At 70.1% G+C, this 14,983-nt stretch carries 14 protein-coding genes; 8 read left to right on the top strand and 6 right to left on the bottom strand.

Going from position 1 to position 14,983, the window contains the following annotated elements:
• Nucleotides 1-10 precede the first annotated feature (10 nt).
• The 5 genes from OG407_RS24700 (at nt 11) to OG407_RS24680 (ending at nt 5,897) form a co-directional block, all read left to right on the top strand.
• Nucleotides 11-1,381, top strand: a complete 1,371-nt coding sequence (locus tag OG407_RS24700) for a sensor histidine kinase (protein WP_405861259.1) — start codon at nt 11-13, stop codon at nt 1,379-1,381.
• Nucleotides 1,378-2,055 (top strand): response regulator, encoded by a 678-nt coding sequence (locus OG407_RS24695; protein ID WP_403595902.1) that lies wholly within the window; start codon nt 1,378-1,380, stop codon nt 2,053-2,055. The genes OG407_RS24700 and OG407_RS24695 overlap by 4 nt, the downstream gene beginning before the upstream one ends.
• A 155-nt stretch (nt 2,056-2,210) precedes the next feature.
• Nucleotides 2,211-3,596: a sensor histidine kinase gene (locus tag OG407_RS24690; protein ID WP_405861257.1), complete on the top strand. Its 1,386-nt coding sequence runs from the start codon at nt 2,211-2,213 to the stop codon at nt 3,594-3,596.
• Nucleotides 3,593-4,261, top strand: a complete 669-nt coding sequence (locus OG407_RS24685; RefSeq protein ID WP_405861255.1) for a response regulator — start codon at nt 3,593-3,595, stop codon at nt 4,259-4,261. Before OG407_RS24690 ends, OG407_RS24685 begins: the two co-directional genes overlap by 4 nt.
• A 412-nt stretch (nt 4,262-4,673) precedes the next feature.
• A complete protein-coding gene (locus OG407_RS24680) occupies nt 4,674-5,897 on the top strand; it encodes a cytochrome P450 (RefSeq protein ID WP_405861253.1) in 1,224 nt (407 codons plus the stop codon).
• Between the two features lie 27 nt (nt 5,898-5,924).
• Here the strand turns inward: OG407_RS24680 and OG407_RS24675 are convergent, their stop codons facing one another.
• On the bottom strand, nt 5,925-6,473 hold the full coding sequence (locus tag OG407_RS24675) for a MarR family winged helix-turn-helix transcriptional regulator (RefSeq protein ID WP_405861251.1): 549 nt from the start codon (nt 6,471-6,473) through the stop codon (nt 5,925-5,927).
• Between the two features lie 97 nt (nt 6,474-6,570).
• Between OG407_RS24675 and OG407_RS24670 the strand changes: the two genes are divergently transcribed.
• The gene (locus OG407_RS24670; RefSeq protein WP_405861249.1) at nt 6,571-8,034 is read left to right on the top strand and encodes an MFS transporter; all 1,464 of its coding nucleotides are present in this window, start codon (nt 6,571-6,573) and stop codon (nt 8,032-8,034) included.
• A gap of 69 nt (nt 8,035-8,103) precedes the next feature.
• A complete protein-coding gene (locus OG407_RS24665) occupies nt 8,104-8,556 on the top strand; it encodes a hypothetical protein (protein ID WP_405861247.1) in 453 nt (150 codons plus the stop codon).
• Nucleotides 8,557-8,632: 76 nt separating this feature from the next.
• Here OG407_RS24665 and OG407_RS24660 read toward each other — a convergent pair whose 3' ends face one another.
• The 4 genes from OG407_RS24660 to OG407_RS24645 form a co-directional block, all read right to left on the bottom strand.
• Nucleotides 8,633-9,169: a hypothetical protein gene (locus OG407_RS24660; protein WP_405861245.1), complete on the bottom strand. Its 537-nt coding sequence runs from the start codon at nt 9,167-9,169 to the stop codon at nt 8,633-8,635.
• Entirely contained in the window at nt 9,166-9,969 is an 804-nt protein-coding gene (locus OG407_RS24655; RefSeq protein WP_405861243.1) for a hypothetical protein, read from the bottom strand. The genes OG407_RS24660 and OG407_RS24655 overlap by 4 nt, the downstream gene beginning before the upstream one ends.
• A 159-nt stretch (nt 9,970-10,128) precedes the next feature.
• The gene (locus OG407_RS24650; RefSeq protein WP_405861241.1) at nt 10,129-11,757 is read right to left on the bottom strand and encodes an ABC transporter permease; all 1,629 of its coding nucleotides are present in this window, start codon (nt 11,755-11,757) and stop codon (nt 10,129-10,131) included.
• Complete coding sequence (locus OG407_RS24645; protein WP_405861239.1) at nt 11,754-12,659, bottom strand: ATP-binding cassette domain-containing protein; 906 nt, start codon at nt 12,657-12,659, stop codon at nt 11,754-11,756. The genes OG407_RS24650 and OG407_RS24645 overlap by 4 nt, the downstream gene beginning before the upstream one ends.
• Before the next feature lie 73 nt (nt 12,660-12,732).
• Here OG407_RS24645 and OG407_RS24640 point away from each other — a divergent pair, with 73 nt between their 5' ends.
• Nucleotides 12,733-13,227 (top strand): GbsR/MarR family transcriptional regulator, encoded by a 495-nt coding sequence (locus tag OG407_RS24640; RefSeq protein ID WP_405861237.1) that lies wholly within the window; start codon nt 12,733-12,735, stop codon nt 13,225-13,227.
• A gap of 136 nt (nt 13,228-13,363) precedes the next feature.
• Here OG407_RS24640 and OG407_RS24635 read toward each other — a convergent pair whose 3' ends face one another.
• Complete coding sequence (locus OG407_RS24635) at nt 13,364-14,875, bottom strand: APC family permease (protein ID WP_405861235.1); 1,512 nt, start codon at nt 14,873-14,875, stop codon at nt 13,364-13,366.
• Nucleotides 14,876-14,983: the final 108 nt, after the last annotated feature.

Here is a 14,983-nt window from a genome sequence, read left to right as displayed (position 1 = left end):
GGTTGACCAGATGACCGCAGTCGCCGACGGTGCCGAGACCCCGCCCACCGTCCCCACGCTGTTCCCCGGACACCGCCGGCTGCGCCACGTCACGTACGCCCTCGTCTCCCTCGCCGCTCTGGGCCTCTCCCTGTCCGGCATGGACGAGATGATGAGCGAGTACGAACTGGGCGTGGTCCAGGGCTTGTTGGCGGGCTTCGGGCAGGGCGTCGCCCTGGTCCTCGCCCTGCGTCGCCCGTTCCCTGCCTGGGCGCTGTCCCTGACCACCGCGGCCGTCACGGCACTGGCCGCGCGTGCCGCCCTGGACCCCCGTCCCGCCCTGGACCACGGCCCGTACCCCGGCCCCGACTGGCCCTGGAGCACCACCGAAGTCATCGTCCAGGCCGCCGTACTCCTGCTGCTGGCGCTGCGCGTACCCGCCCGCAGAGCGCTCGCCGCGCTGGCCGCGACCGGGCTGACGACGTTCGTCGTCCAGGGGGTGCTCGGCGCCCAGAGCTACTCCTCGACGGGCACGGTCGCGGTGGCCGTCTGCGCGGTGGCCGTCCTCGTCGGTACCGCCCTGCGCGGTCGCAGCGAGGCCCGTACCCAGCTCGTCGAGCAGGTGACGATCACGGCGGAGGAGCGGCACCACCGCACCCTCCTGGAGGAGCGCAGCCGTATCGCCCGCGAACTGCACGACGTGGTCGCGCACCACATGTCGGTGATCTCCATCCAGGCCCAAGTGGCGCCCCACCTGGTCGAGAACCCGTCGGACGAGCTCAGGGAGAACCTCGACGGCATCCGGCAGAACGCCCTCCAAGCCCTCGCCGAACTGCGCCGGGTCCTCGGTGTGCTCCGCGCGGAGAACCCGGAGTACCCCGAGGACCCGTACGCCATCGCCGCCCCCGGCACCGGTGCCGCCCCCCACTCCCCGCAGCCCACGCTGGACCGGCTGGACGCCCTGATGGAGAACACCAGGGCCGCCGGTCTCGACGTGCACAGCGACATCAGGGGCGAGGCGCGCCCGCTGGCACCCGGCGTGGAACTGTCGGCGTACCGGATCATCCAGGAGGCGCTCAGCAACGCGCTGCGTCACGCGCCCGGTTCCACGGTCGCCGTCGAGGTCACGCACCTCCCCGAGGGGCTGCAGCTGACGGTCACCAACTCCCGCCCGCGGCAAGCCGTCCAGCCCTCCCCGGGCGCCGGTCACGGCCTGCTCGGCATGCGGGAGCGCGCGTCGATGCTCGGCGGCCACCTGACCGCGACGAGAACACTCCACGGCGGCTTCGCGATCGTCGCGTTCCTGCCCCGGGACGGCGTCGCACTCCCCGACGAACCCGTCGACCCCGACGGACTCCCCGTCCCCGAGATCATCTTCCCGACAGGAGACGAGAACCCATGACGAGCGGCACCATCCGCGTACTGATCGCCGACGACCAGCAGATGGTCCGGCAGGGCTTCACCGTGCTGCTCAACGCCCAGCCCGGCATAGAGGTGGTCGGCCAGGCGGTCGACGGCCTGGACGCGGTGACCAAGGTCGCCGAACTCGCCCCGGACGTCGTCCTCATGGACATCCGCATGCCCGAACTCGGCGGCATCGAGGCGACCCGTCTCATCACCGTCGCGACCCCGCAGATCAAGGTCCTGGTGCTCACCACCTTCGACCTCGACGAGTACGTGTACGAGGCACTGCGCGCCGGTGCCTCCGGCTTCCTCCTGAAGGACGCGTCCGCCGACCAACTGGCCGAGGCGGTACGGGTGGTGGCGGCCGGTGACGCGCTGCTCGCGCCCGGCGTCACCCGCCGCCTGATCGCCGAGTTCTCCCGGTTGAACGGCACCCCGCGCACCCCGCTCAAGTCACGCGTCGGCGACCTCACCGAGCGCGAGACGGAGGTCCTCGCACTGATCGCGCAGGGTCTGTCCAACGCGGAGATCGCCGAGCACCTGGTCGTCGCCGAACAGACCGTGAAGACCCATGTGGGCCGCATCCTGGTGAAGTTGGGGCTGCGGGACCGTACGCAGGCGGCGGTGTTCGCCTACGAGTCGGGGCTGGTCCGGCCGGGCGGCGGCCGCTGAAGCCACGGCGGCGAGGGCGACTGCGGCGACCACGGCAGCCACCCAAGCCGCTGAAACCAGCCCGTCGGGCATACCCGTAGTACTTGAGACGGACGGCCCAGGACCCTTCTCACAGGTGACGACGGCTACCCACCCCGCCGCCTACCGTTTTGAATGTGACCGAGACGACCCAGCAGTTGCCGCCAGGCGCCGCCGCCAAGCCGCGCAGCCCGGAGTTCAGGCTGGCCGTGGACGCCCTGCGCGGGCTGCGGCAGGAGCTGTTCCACGATGCCTTCGCCTACCGCCCGCTGCCCCGCTCCACCGCCGAAGGCCCGCTGACCCGGCGCCTGAAAGGGCGGGCGCGGGAGTACGCGGCCTGGAGCCCGCACGCCCTGATCATCGCGGCCGGCCTGCTCGCGATGCTCATCGCCTCGGACAACGGAATCCGCGGCGCGGGCAGCAACACGATCCTCGGCCTGCTCGCCCTGGCGCCGGTGCTGCTGACGATGGTGCGGCCGGTCGGCGCGTTCTGGCTGTCCATGGTCGCCACCCCGGTCGCCACGATGCTGGCGAACGAGTGGGACGACTCGTGGCCGTGGCTGGCCGGCAGTTTTGCCTGCCATCTGTTCGTGCTGACGATCGTGGCCCTACGCACCCGGCCGCGCACCGCCGCCTGGATGTGGGTACTGACGGCGGTCTACGGCTTCATCGCCGGCAACGTCTCCGACGGCCGCGATTTCCGCTCCGACACGGCGGAGGTGCTGTTCAGCTCCGCGCTGGTCCTGCTCGGCGTCGCGGTCTGGCAGATACGCCGGGAGGCCCGGCAGGAGGTGACCGCGCAGCTGACGGTGACGGCGCACGAGCGGTCCCGGCGCACGCTGCTGGAGGAGCGCACGACGATCGCCCGCGAGCTGCACGACGTGGTCGCCCACCACATGTCGGTGGTCGCCATCCAGGCGGAGGCCGCGCCCTACCGCGTGGAGAACCCGCCGCCGGAGCTGGAGCGCGCGTTCGTCACGATCCGGGAGAACGCGGTGGCGGCCCTGACCGAGCTGCGACGGGTCCTGGGCGTGGTCCGCGCGGAGGACTACGAGGCGCCCGACGCCCCGCAGCCCACCCTCGCCGACATGGAGGCGCTGCTCGCCAATGTGCGCGACGCCGGCCTGAGCGTCGACAAGGGGGTGACGGGGGCGGTGCGTGAACTTCCGCAGGGCGTCGAGCTGTCGGCGTACCGGATAGTGCAGGAGGCGTTGAGCAACACCCTGCGGCACGCGCCCGGTGCGAGTGCCCGGGTGGAGATCGGTTACGTGCTGGGCGGGCTGGGCCTGCGGATAGTCAACGGCCCGATGCCCGAGCCGAGCCTGGTGAAGCCCTCGCCGGGTGCGGGGCACGGCATCACGGGGATGCGGGAGCGGGTGTCCATGCTGAACGGCGAGATGACGGTGGCCCCGGTGGACGACGGCGGCTATGAGGTGACGGTGTTCCTGCCGGTGCCGAGTGCGAGCGAACCGGTGCCGAGCGCGGGTGAACCGGTGCCGGGTGCGAGGGAAGGGGACGCATGACGATCCGCGTACTGATCGCGGACGACCAGATGATGGTGCGCGAGGGCTTCTCGGTCCTGTTGGGCGCGATGCCGGACATCGAGGTCGTCGGCGAGGCGGTGAACGGGCGTGACGCGGTCGAGCGGGTGCGTGAACTGGCCCCGGACGTCGTGCTGATGGACATCCGGATGCCGGAGATGAACGGTATCGAGGCGACCCGGGAGATTGTCGCGGCGGACGGTGCGGCGAAGGTGCTGGTGCTCACCACGTTCGACCTCGACGAGTACGTGTACCAGGCGCTGCGGGCGGGCGCCTCCGGGTTCCTCCTCAAGGACGCCTCGGCACGCCAACTCGCCGACGGGGTAAGGGTGGTGGCGGCCGGCGAGGCGCTGCTCGCGCCCTCCGTCACCAAGCGGCTGATCACGGAGTTCTCGAAGCTGTCCGAGACACCCCGTCTGATGCAGGCCGCGCAGCAGGGGACGTACGGGGATCTGACCGAGCGGGAGACGGAGGTGCTGGTCCTCATCGCGCAGGGACTGTCGAACGGGGAGATCGCCGAGCGGCTGGTGGTCGCCGAGTCGACGATCAAGACCCACGTCAGCCGGGTCCTGGTGAAACTGGGGCTGCGGGACCGTACGCAGGCGGCGGTGTTCGCGTACGAGGCGAGACTGGTGAGACCGGGTTAGGGACGGCTCCCCGACCAGCCGTTCCCGCCCGCAGAACAGCTCCTCGTCACCGGGCTCGAACCGGACGAGCCCGCGGTACGACGGCCCGCCGCACGCGGTGCGCAGTTCCCGCAGCTCGTGCGCGAGCCGCTGCGTGCGTCCGGCCTCGACGCTGTTGACGCATCCGGCGCGGTGGGCTGCCGATTCGGAAATGTGACACTTCCAGCTGAAGTGTCACATTTTCTCAGCCGCATACACCTGCCCCGGCCCGCTGACGGGGTGGGCCAACGGCGTCAGGAGTGGAGGACCGGGCCCCGCAACCGTTCACCACAGGTCCACAAGGCTGTGGACACTGGTCAAGACACCCCGAGATCCGTTGGACAGCAGCCAGGACCCCCTGGTCAGAAGCTCGTCCACCGGTTAGCGTCCGTGCATGGCAGCTGCTGACGACCTCGCCTTCGACCCCTGGGACCCGGCGTTCGTGTCCGACCCGTACCCCGCCTACGCCGAACTGCGCGACCGGGGCCGGGTCACGTACTACGAGCCGACGGACCAGTGGCTGGTCCCCCGCCACGCGGACGTCTCGGCGCTCCTCCGCGACCGCCGCCTCGGCCGCACCTACCAACACCGCTTCACCCACGAGGACTTCGGCCGTACGGCACCCCCGCCCGAGCACGAGCCGTTCCACACCCTCAACGACCACGGCATGCTCGACCTGGAACCCCCGGACCACACCCGCATCCGGCGCCTGGTGTCGAAGGCGTTCACCCCGCGCACGGTCGAGCAACTGAGGCCGTACGTCAGCCAGTTGGCGGGCGAACTGGTGGACGCCCTGGTGGCGAAGGGCGGCGGCGACCTCCTCACGGACGTGGCGGAGCCGCTCCCCGTCGCGGTGATCGCCGAGATGCTGGGCATCCCGGAGTCGGACCGCGCCCCGCTGCGCCCCTGGTCGGCGGACATCTGCGGGATGTACGAACTGAGCCCGTCCGAGGACACGGCGGCGAAGGCGGTCCGCGCGTCGAACGAATTCTCGTCGTATCTACGCGAGTTGATCGCGGCCCGCCGCAAGAACCCGGGCGACGACCTCATCTCCGGCATGATCGCGGCCCACGACGAGGACGACGACCGCCTCACCGAGCAGGAGCTGATCTCCACCGCCGTCCTCCTGCTGAACGCGGGCCACGAGGCGACGGTGAACTCCACGGTGAACGGCTGGTGGGCGTTGTTCCGCAACCCGGACCAGCTGGCGACCCTCCGCGCGGACCACTCCCTGATCCCGTCCGCCGTCGAGGAGTTGATGCGCTACGACACCCCGCTCCAGCTCTTCGAGCGGTGGGTGCTGGACGAGATCGAGATCGACGGTGCGACGATCCCGCGCGGCGCGGAGATCGCGATGCTGTTCGGCGCGGCCAACCACGACCCGGCGGTCTTCACCGACCCCGAGCGCCTGGACCTCACCCGCGCGGACAACCCGCACATCAGCTTCAGCGCGGGCATCCACTACTGCATCGGCGCACCCCTGGCCCGTATCGAACTCGCCGCCTCCATGGGGGCGTTGCTGGAGAAGGCCCCGACGTTGCGGCTCGCGGCGGAGCCGGAACGCAAGCCGAACTTCGTGATCCGGGGACTGGAGGGGCTGAGCGTCGAGGTGGGGTAACGGCCTCTCATAGTCACCGAGTCGGACCTACGTCGCCGCCCCGCCCCGGGGGCCCCGGACCTGCCGGCCACCCGTGCGGGCGGGGCCGGGGGCGGGCGCTTTCCGCAACCGTTCGACGTGCTGCTGCTGGACGTCGCGGGAGAAGGTCAGGTAGTCGATGACCAGTTCCAGCTGCTCGGGGGTGTAACGGCCGAACACCTTCCGCCCGGCGTCGTCGAGGAACGGCCCGATCAGCCCGAAGGCGCGCTGGGCCGCCTCCGGGGTGACCCGGATCAGGGTCTTGCGCCGGTCGTCGGGGTGCGGCGTGCGGGTGAGATAGGCGAGTTTCTCCAGCCGGTCGAGCATCGTGGTGACGCTCCCGGTGGTCAGGCCCAGCTGCCGGCTCAGTTCGCGCGGGGTGATCTCCTCGACCGCGAAGAGGATCTCCAGGCAGCGCAGGTCGGTCTCGTTGACCCCCATGAGCCGGGCCAGCTCGCGGTCGAAGTCGTCGACGGCGCTCTGATAGGCCTGCACGGCCGCGCCCAGCCGCGCCTCGACCGACCCTGAGCCCGCGTCCGACGCCGTTCCGCTTGACATTCGAGATATCTCCCTGCATCGTAACTATCGGTTATTAGCTTGAAAGCCAAGATGTATGAAAGTCAAGCAGAACTGACCGACCCGAGGAGTCCACGCCATGTCGTCCAGCACGACCAACACCATGAACGTAGCCGCTGACGGCGGCGGCGGGCCGGTGCCCTATCCCAAGCGGTGGGCGGCGGCGTTCGTGATGATCCTCGCGGCGCTGCTGGACATGATCGACGGGTCGATCGTGAACACCGCGCTGCCCTCCATCGGCAAGGGCCTCAAGGCCACCCCCGCCGATCTCCAGTGGACCGTGTCCGCGTACATGCTCGGCTTCGCCGCCACGCTGATCATCGCCGGGCACCTGGGCGACCGCTACGGCCGCAAGAAGCTGTTCCTGCTCGGCGTCACCGCGTTCGCGCTGACGAGCCTGGCCAGCGCGCTGGCGGCCTCGGCCGGGGTGCTCGTGGCCTCGCGCGGCCTCCAGGGCGTGGCGGCGGCCGTGATCATGCCGCAGATCCTCGCCTCGTTCCGCACGATGTTCGACGGCGAGGAACGCGGCAAGGTGTTCGCCCTGTACGGCGCGATCGCCGGCATCTCCACCGCCGTGGGCGTGCTGCTCGGCGGCGTACTGACCGACTGGGACCTGTTCGGCTGGGGCTGGCGCACGATCTTCGTCATCAACCTCCCGCTGGCGGCCGTGGTCCTCATCCTCGGCGCCAAGTGGATCCCCGCTTCCAAGAACCGCGCCTTCACGGGCCGCATAGACCTGCCCGGCAACCTGGTCCTTGCCGCGGGCCTGGTCGCGATCGTGCTCCCGCTGGTCCAGGGCCGCTCGAACGGCTGGCCGCTGTGGGGCTGGCTCTGCCTGGCCGCGGGCGTGGCCGCGATCGCCGCACTGACGCTCTCGGAGAAGCGCCGAGGCATCGAACACCCCCTCCTCCCAACGGACTTGTTCAGGAAGCCCGCCTTCAGCGCAGGCCTGCTCGTCCAACTCCTCTTCTACGGCGGCATGTCCGGCTTCTTCCTGGTCTTCACCATCTGGCTCCAGTCCGGCCAGGGCTACACCCCCACGCAGGCCGGTCTGCTGATGGTGGCCTTCAGTGCGGGCTCGATCCTGGCCGCGCCCGGGGTCGACCCGCTGGTCGCCAAGTTCGGCCGTACGGTACTGATCCTCGGTGCGCTGGTCATGGCGGGCGGCCTGTTCTGGGTCCGGCACGCGGCACAAGATGCCGCCCAACTCCACACCGGGGCTTGGCCGTTGGTCCCGGGCCTGTTCCTGGCGGGCGTCGGTCTGATCCTCCTGATCATCCCGCTGGTCAACACGATCCTGAGCACCGTGCCGAGCGGCCTAGCGGGCGGCGCCTCCGGAATCCTCTCCACGGCCCAGCAGTTCGGCGGAGCGCTCGGCGTCGCGGTCATCGGCAACGCCTTCTTCTCCCACGCCGACAAGGGCCTCACCGCCGCCATCACCCACGCGGGCCCCTGGGCGATCGGCGCCTACGTCCTCTGCGCGGCCCTGTGCTTCGCCCTGCCCCGCAGGGCAGTCGGCAACCAGGCCGAAGCCACCGCCTGACCTTCCACCCCAACAGACCACTGTCCTACGGCAGTTGTGCCACACCCCACCCTCACGAAAGAGACTCCCATGTCCGAGAAGACCACCGAGAAGACCACCGAGAAGACCACCTCCACCGAGATCCTCACCCCCGCCGAGAAGCTCACCCTCCAGACCGCGGCCCACGGCGTCGTCTCCCTGATGGCGGCGGCCGACCCCGGCCTGATCTCCTCCACCCGTTCCGGTATGGCGGGCGGCAAGGCGCTGTCGTCCGCGACCGGTCTTGTCGGTCACGTCCTCGCCGAGAAGCTCAAGGGCCTTGATCTGGACGGCAGTTCCACCGCCGACCTGGCCGACCACACCTTCACCGCCCTGACCGCCTCGATGACCCTCCTCAAGACCAAGGCACCCGCCGAGGCCGAGAACTTCCACGCCACCATCACCACGATCATGGAAGCCGCCTCCCGCGCTAACAAGGGAGGCGCCGGGCCCGCCGAGACGGCCATGATCCGGAAGATCACGGCGGCTCTCGACGCCGCCTGATCACCTGCCCCGCCCTGCCCTGACCTGCCTTGCCCCGCCTTGCCTTGCCCTGCCCCGCCCCGCCCCGCCCCGCACGTCAGTCGCGGGTGGCGCCCTCGGGCCAGAGGACCTTCACGGGGACGTCGTGCTCCCGCGCGTAGGTGACGACGTCGGCGGTGCCGCCGTAGCCCCGGGCAGGCTGGCCGTCCCAGACGGCGAGGAGTATGTCGACCTGGTCCACGAGGAGTTCGCTGCCCGCCATGTGGGCCTCGGGGCCGGAGGCGTCGAGGCCCGTGCGGTGGATCTCCGTGGCTCGGCGGAGGAGGTCGTCGTAGGCGGGGTGGTACCAGGCGGGCAGGTCGGCGCGGTACCGCTCGGCGGGCAGGACGACTTCGAGTTGGCCGGTGTGGTCGAGGACGGCCTCGGCGAACCAGGCGTCGGGACCGTCGGCGAGGCAACTGACGCCCACCAGGCCCGTGTTGCCGGGTCCGGTGCCGGTGCCGGTGCCGGTGCCGTTGCCGTTTCCGGTGCCGGTGTTGGCGCCGTACGCCGCGACCGTCTCCTCGATGAACGCGCGTATCTTCCGCTCCACCTCGCCGGACAGGCCGCGGTGTCCGGTGATCCCGATTCTCATGGGCGGCTGACTCCTGCTGGGTGAGGGGGAGTTGGGGTGTCTCGGCCGATCGCGATCTCCACCGTGTCGCGTACGCCGACCGCGCGCAACGCGTCGACGAAGACCTCCGCGAGCCAGGCCGCGGCGTCCGGGGTCCACTCGGGCAGGTCGCACGCGAAGGTCGTACGGTCGTGGGCGCCGGCCAGGCGTTCGACATGTTCCACGTGTTCCGCGCGGAGCTGTCCGTGGCCGCGCTGTACGACCAGTTCGCGCACCCGCTCCGCCACAGTGTCGACCGGGCCCAGGACGGAGACGACCGCCTGCGCCCGCGCGTCCGGTGCCGCCAGGGCGAACCAGGCGGCGTCCCCGACCAGATCGAACCGGGTGTCCGGCGCGAGCCGTACCGGCACCCGCACTGTCAGCCCCGTGAAGTCCAACTCGCCCACGCGGCCCAGGGATTCGACCATGACCCGGGTCAACGGCAGTACCGGCAGGTGCTGTTCGCGCAGGTCGGTCGCGGGATACACGGTGATCCAGGCGAGTTGCCGCACCCGGCCGTCCCGCGACCAGTCCCCGCCCGCGTCCGCATGCCCCCAGCGTTGCCCGCCGAGTTCGGCACCGGCGCCGAGACGGGTGGAACTCCAACCGTAGGCGGCGGCCCGTTTGACCGCCAGGCTGAAGAGGTCTTCGTCCAGGTCGTGGTCCACGCTGACCTGCCCGATCCAGGCGTGTTCGCGCAGCACGCCGTAGATCTCGGCGGTCATCGGCAGGTCGACGGCGTCTTCGTCGTCGTCCGCTTCCTCCAGCGGGCTTGTGCCCAACGCCGTGTCCTCTCGGCTCAGTTGAGTGCTGCGTGGCGCGCCGCACCGGAGCCCGGACGCCGAGTGACAGCACGACCCCACCCAACACCGCCGGCGGCAACTCGGCGTACAGGACACTCCAGTCGTCAGGTCGTGCACTGGTTCAGGTCGTGCCCTGGTTCAGGTCGTGAGGTCGCGGCGCCGTAGAGCCGTCAGGCCTACGGCGACCAGGACGGCGGCGATCACCGTGAGGGTGATCACCGGGCCCCACGCCATGTCGCCGCCCGGGAGCTTCGGGAGGTGGCCGAAGGGGGAGATGCCCAGGACTGTCCGGGGGAGGTTGAGCGCGGGGCCGATCCAGCCGAGGAGGAGGGCGAGGCCGGCCGCTGCCCAGGACAGGGGGGACAGACGGGGGGAGAGGCCGTGGAGCAGGACCGCGAGGGCGCCCAGGGTCCAGATCGCCGGGAGTTGGACCAGGGTGGCGGCCAGGATGGGGCCCGGGTCGGCGCCGTAGCCGAGGGTCAGGCCGAGGCCGCTCAGGAGCATGATCAGGACCGCGCCGCCGAAGGCGATGACCAGGTGGCTCGCTGCCCAGCGCAGGCGGCCCACCGCGTTCGCGAGGATCGGTTCGGCGCGCTGGCCGGTCTCCTCGCTGTGCAGGCGGAGGACCGAGGAGACGGCGTACAGCGCGGCGAGCATGCCGAACATGCCGACCATCGTGGCCAGGAACGCGTTCTCGATGCCGGACTGGCCGCCCATCCGTTCGATGATCTCGCGGGTCTTGGCGTTGTCCCCGACCAGGTCCGCCGCGCCCTTCGTGATGCCGCCGAAGGCGACCCCGGCCGCGAGGAAGCCGAGGCTCCAGCCCAGGACACTGCCCCGCTGGAGGCGCCAGGCCAGCGCCCCCGCCGTGCCGAGGCGGCCGTGGGCCGGGCCCGGGCGGGCTGGGAAGAAGCTCATTCCCACGTCTCGGCGGCCCGCCAACTCGTAGGCCAGCAAGCCCTGGAGGAGGGGTGCGGCCACGAACAGGGCCAGTACCCACCACCGTTCGGACGCGAACGGGCGCAGGTTCTCCAGCCAGCCGATCGGGGAGATCCAAGTCGCGGGGGAGGAGCCGTTGTTGGTGGTCGAGTCTCCGACGGCGCGGAGGACGAAGGCCGCGCCCAGCAGTCCGCCGGTCAGGCCCTTCGCCAAACGGCCGCTGTCCGTGAACTGCGCGACGATCGCCGCGAGCGTCGCGAACACCATGCCGACTCCGCCGATGCCGAGCCCGAGAGCCGGCGCTCCCGCCGATCCCTGGCCTGCGCTTGCCAGACCGGCCGTGATCAGCAGCGCCAGCGCGGAGTTGGCGACGAACGCCGTCAACAGGGCCGCCGTCAGCGGGGCCCGGCGGCCGACCATCGCCGAGGAGACGAGTTCCTGGCGGCCGCTCTCCTCCTCGTCCCGCGTGTGCCGTACGACGACGATCAGGCTCATGACCCCGGCGAGGATCGCTGCGTAGCCGCCGATGCGCCACGCGGTGAGGCCGCCGAGGGAGTCGCTGAACACGGGGCCGTAAGTCGCGCGCAGCGAGCTGTTGGTGAGCATCTGGCGGGCGATGTCGGCGCGTTCGGCGGGGGTGGAGTACACGGCCTTCAGGGAGCCGGGGAGGGAGAGGACCAGCAGGCCGGTCACCGCCACCCAGGCCGGGATCACCACGCGGTCGCGGCGCAGGTTGAACCTCAACAGGGCGCCGGTGCCTGCCAGTTGGCGTGAGCTGCCGGAGTGGGTGCCGGTGCCGGTGTGTGCGGGGAACGCGGCGGCCGTCATGCCGTCTCCTGGTAGTGGCGGAGGAACAGCTCCTCCAGCGTCGGCGGCTTCGAGGTCAGCGAGCGCACGCCGGACTCGCTCAATGACCGCAGTACGGCGTTGAGTTGGGCGGCCTCGACCTGGAGGTGGACGCGATGACCCTGGCTGTTCTGGATGTGCTGGATGGCGAGGTCATGCACGCCGGGGATGGACGCCAACCCGTTGGGCGCGCCGGTGAGTTCGGCCGTCACGCTGGTGCGGGTGAGGTGGCGCAGGTCGGACAGCGAACCGCTCTCCACGGTGCGGCCCTTGCGGATGATGCTCACCCGGTCGCACAACTCCTCCACCTCGCTGAGGATGTGGGAGGAGAGCAGGATCGTACGACCCCGGTCGCGTTCCTCCTCCACGCAGCGCTGGAAGACCTCCTCCATCAGGGGGTCGAGGCCGGAGGTCGGTTCGTCGAGGATCAGCAGGTCGACGTCGGAGGCGAACGCGGCGACGAGGGCGACCTTCTGGCGGTTTCCCTTGGAGTACGTGCGGCCCTTTTTGGTGGGGTCCAGCTCGTAGCGGTCGATGAGGTCGGCGCGGCGGGACTTGTCGAGGCCGCCGCGCAACCTGCCGTAGAGATCGATGACTTCGCCTCCGGAGAGGTTGCGCCACAGGGTGACGTCGCCGGGGACGTAGGCGACCCGGCGGTGCAGTTCGACGGCGTCGGTCCAGGGGTCGCGGCCGAGGAGTTGGGCCGCGCCGGAGTCCGCGTGGAGGAGGCCGAGCAGGACGCGGATCGTCGTGGACTTGCCGGAGCCGTTGGGGCCGAGGAAGCCGTGCACCTCGCCGGCTTCGACGTCCAGGTCGAGACCCGCGAGGGCTTGCGTCCTGCCGAACGCCTTGTGCAGTCCGGAGACGGTGATTGCCTTCGTCATGGAGCCGAACGTACGCTTCTTTCAGAAATTTGTGAAGTTAAGGAAGTGTGTGAAGCGCGGGTAGGGTGGGTCCATGAGGGATGAGGCGGAGCGGGACCAGGAGGCGGTCTCGAAGTTCGTGGAGAATTTCGCGGCGCAGCTTGTCGAGGCCGGGATGCAGCGGATGCCGGCGCGGGTCTTCGCCGCGCTTCTGTCTTCCGACGACGGTGCGATGACCTCCGGTGAGCTGGGTTCGCAGCTGCGGATCAGTCCGGCGGCGGTGTCCGGGGCGGTGCGGTATCTGGCGCAGCAGCACATGGTGGCTCGTGAGCGTGAGCCTGGTTCGCGGCGTGAGCGGTATCGGGTTCAGGGCGATCAGTGGTACGAGGCGCTGACCAATCGCGAGGCGCTGATCAAGCGCTGGGAGGGGGCTCTGCGTGAGGGTGTCAGCAGTCTGGGCGCGGATACGCCTGCGGGGCGTCGTATGGCCGAGACCCTCGCGTTCTTCGAGTTCGTGGACGGGGAGATCGTGGCGATGATGGAGCGGTGGAGGGTTCACCGGGAAACACGGTTCGGCGGAGCCACCTAAGGGGCGCGGGGCTGTATCGATGTGCGGCTCCGCCGCGTGGGCGCGACCAGCCACGACGCTCCCGCAGATTCGTACTCGTCCGCAGACCGTGGTGGGCTGGTCGCGCAGTTCCCCGCGCCCCTAGAGGCAGGGAACCTCAGCGCTCCTTGGTTTCTTCGAGAACCGTTCGTCCGAGCAAGGCGTAGCGCTCAGGCGCCCGGCGCTTCAGATACTGGGCGTAGCCGATGCCCGTTGCCGCGACCAGGAGCACCAGCCACGGGGTTGCCTTGAGGACCAGGGAGCCGGACTCCGACCCCGCCGCGACGCTCATGTTGGACACCAGCAGTACGACGACCGCCAGCATCGCGACACCCCCGACCAGCGGAGCGGTGAACGTGCGGAACCAGTGCCGGCTCTCGGGGTGGTTCTTGCGGAAGTAGGCGAGTACCGCGAAGGAGCAGACCGCCTGGACGACGAGGATCGCCATCGTGCCGAGGATGGCCAGCAGGACGTACAGCGCGTTGGCCGGGTCCTTGCTCGTGGCCCAGAAGCCGAGGATGAGGACCGCGCTCACCGCCGTCTGGACGAGGCCCGCGATGTGCGGGGAACCGTGCCGTGCGTGGGTGCGGCCGATGGTGTTCTTGAGTGAGGGGAGGACACCCTCGCGGCCCAGGGCGTACATGTAGCGGGACGCGCAGTTGTGGAAGGCCATGCCACAGGCGAGCGAGCCGCTGATCATCAGCCACTGCATGAGGTCGACCGCCCAGTGGCCGACGTAGTGCTCGGTGGGGTTGAAGAAGAGCGCGAGCGGGTTCGCGGAGGACGCGGCCTTCACGGCCTCGGACTCGCCGTTGCCGATGATGGCCATCCAGGAGACGAAGACGTAGAAGACGCCGACGCCCAGGACGGAGATCATCGTCGCCTTGGGGATGATCTTCTTCGGGTCGCGGGACTCCTCGCCGTACATCGCGGTCGACTCGAAGCCGACCCACGACCAGAAGGCGAAGAAGAGACCGAGACCGGCGGACGTCCCCTTGAACGCGTTGACCGGGTTGACCGGGCCGAAGGTGAAGCCGTGCGGGCCGCCGCCGTGCAGGGCGACCGAGATCGCCATCGCCGCGAGGACGGTCACCTCGGTGCCGAGCAGGACCACGAGGAGCTTCTCGGCGACCGATACGCCGAACCAGGTGCCCATCGAGTTGACGGCGAGCATCACCAGCGCGAAGGCCCACCACGGGATGTCAAGTCCCGTCTGGTCCTTGAAGGTTCCGGTGGCGAAGGTGGAGAAGATGCCGATGAGGGCCGGCTCGAACACGGCGTACGCGAACGTGGCGAGGAGTCCCGAGGCCAGTCCGACGGTGCGGCCGAGGCCGTAGGAGATGAAGCCGTAGAAGGCGCCCGTGGATGTTATGTGCTTCGCCATCGAGGTGAAGCCGACGGAAAAGATTGCCAGGACGACCATTGCGACGAGGTAGCTCGCCGGGGCGCCTATGCCGTTGCCGGACGAGACCATGAAGGGCACGTTGCCGGTCATCGCGGTGATCGGGGCGGCCGTCGCGACGGCCATGAAGACCACGCCCAGCAGGCCGATGGCGTTGGGCTTGAGCCGGTGAACGGCGCCGTCCTCGCTTGCTTTCGCCGCCGGGGCGACTGACTCGTCCACTGCCATCGGGATGGTTCCTCTCGTGCCGCTCGGGTGGTGCGCTGGACCGGAACTCTGTATGTCCAATGAGTCGGGAAAGGGTTGCGGGACGTTAAATGTTTGTCAACCAGACCT

Origin of the sequence: Streptomyces sp. NBC_01515 (assembly GCF_045040345.1) — a bacterium.
GTDB lineage: Bacteria > Actinomycetota > Actinomycetes > Streptomycetales > Streptomycetaceae > Streptomyces.
The sequence above is the reverse complement of the archived record's forward strand: the minus strand, read 5'-3'. Positions and strand labels throughout refer to the sequence as shown.